At 72.1% G+C, this 1,236-nt stretch carries 2 protein-coding genes; both read left to right on the plus strand.

The features are described from left to right. Window positions 1-161 precede the first annotated feature (161 nt). Window positions 162-413 (plus strand): hypothetical protein, encoded by a 252-nt coding sequence (locus SSNG_RS03065; RefSeq protein WP_007262330.1) that lies wholly within the window; start codon window positions 162-164, stop codon window positions 411-413. Window positions 414-561: 148 nt separating this feature from the next. Next, window positions 562-1,062 carry a hypothetical protein gene (locus tag SSNG_RS03070; protein WP_042800458.1) on the plus strand — a complete coding sequence of 167 codons (501 nt, stop codon included), beginning with the start codon at window positions 562-564 and terminating at the stop codon, window positions 1,060-1,062. The last annotated feature ends 174 nt before the right edge of the window (window positions 1,063-1,236 follow it).

Below are 1,236 nucleotides of genomic sequence, written 5' to 3' on the forward strand. Positions count from 1 at the left end.
CCGCTCAGCGTTTCCATACCGTCACGCTAGACCGGCTCCCCGTCACCGGCGTCACCCCTGCGTAGCGTTCCCGGCGTACTCCCCCGGTAGTACACCGGGGTACCGCCCCCGGCGGTCGGTGCCCGGATGCGCCCGCGGCGGAGCGGCTCCAGGGTGGAGGCATGGAGCACGCGCCGATCGTCGTCCACCGCATCTCCCCCTCGGGCGGCCGCCGGGTCACCCTGCGCGTCCGGGACCGGGACGCGGCCCTCGGCACGGCGCACACCGACGCGGACGTGATCGAGTTCCTGCGCCGCGCGGAGGTCCCGGACCCCGACGAGGTGGTGCTCGGCGGCGGGCCGGCGCTGATCGAGTGGCAGGGGGACGCCCCGCACGTGTACGAGGCGGAGCCGACGGACACCGACGTCCCCTGACACCGTCCTCCTCCCCCTGTCCAGGGCCTCATTCCGGCCAATGCATGACACGTGCATGACATTTCAAGACGGCTGTGACACATTCCGTGGCGCACTCCGCACCGCCCTCGCACCACACCCCCACAAGGACGTGTCACAGAGGAGCGACATGATGCACCGTGCGAAGCTCGCCGTCGCCGCACTGGCCCTCGCGGCCACGGCCGGCAGTGTCACGAGCGCCGCCGCCTTCGGCACCACCGCCGACCAGAAGGTCGACGGCGTCATCGTCGTAGCGGGCAACACCTGCACCTGGACCAACGCCCGCACCAGCGCCAATCCCCCCAACGCCCTCACCGTCGACCGCACCAGCATCAACAGGCCGGGCGGGAACCTCGCCTGCGGCGGCGGCATCACCGCCACCCTCAACAACAACCCGTCGTTCACCTTCGGCTCCACCGGGGCCAACGCCCTCACCGACGTGATCGACATCACCGGCCAGCAGAGCTTCATTTCCTGCCGCTACAAGGCCACCAACATCCTGTGGGACCGCGACGCGGCGACCGGGAAGTACGTCAACCGCGCCTTCACCGCCACCAAGACCTCGGGCAGCTTCCTGTGCCCGGGATCCGTGACCACGGAGGCCGGCGGCGCGTCCATGCTCTTCCACTGACCGGCACGCACCCGCCGGCCCGGCACCGCCGGCACGCACCGCCGGCACGGCACCGCCGTCCCGCACCGGCCGGCGGTGCCGTGCCACGTTCCGGGCGCACCACCCGATGCCCGCGACCGGTCGCCGGGTCGGCCCGCGGGCATGAGCATGGTGGGGAGTCCGCCCGGGTGAGGA

The sequence above is a fragment of the Streptomyces sp. C genome (genome assembly GCF_000158895.1).
Classification (GTDB): domain Bacteria; phylum Actinomycetota; class Actinomycetes; order Streptomycetales; family Streptomycetaceae; genus Streptomyces; species Streptomyces racemochromogenes.

Excerpts from the sequence above, each read along its gene's own strand:
- SSNG_RS03070 (WP_042800458.1), top strand. The coding sequence starts at position 562 with ATGATGCACCGTGCGAAGCTCGCCGTCGCCGCACTGGCCCTCGCGGCC.
- SSNG_RS03065 (WP_007262330.1), top strand. The coding sequence starts at position 162 with ATGGAGCACGCGCCGATCGTCGTCCACCGCATCTCCCCCTCGGGCGGC.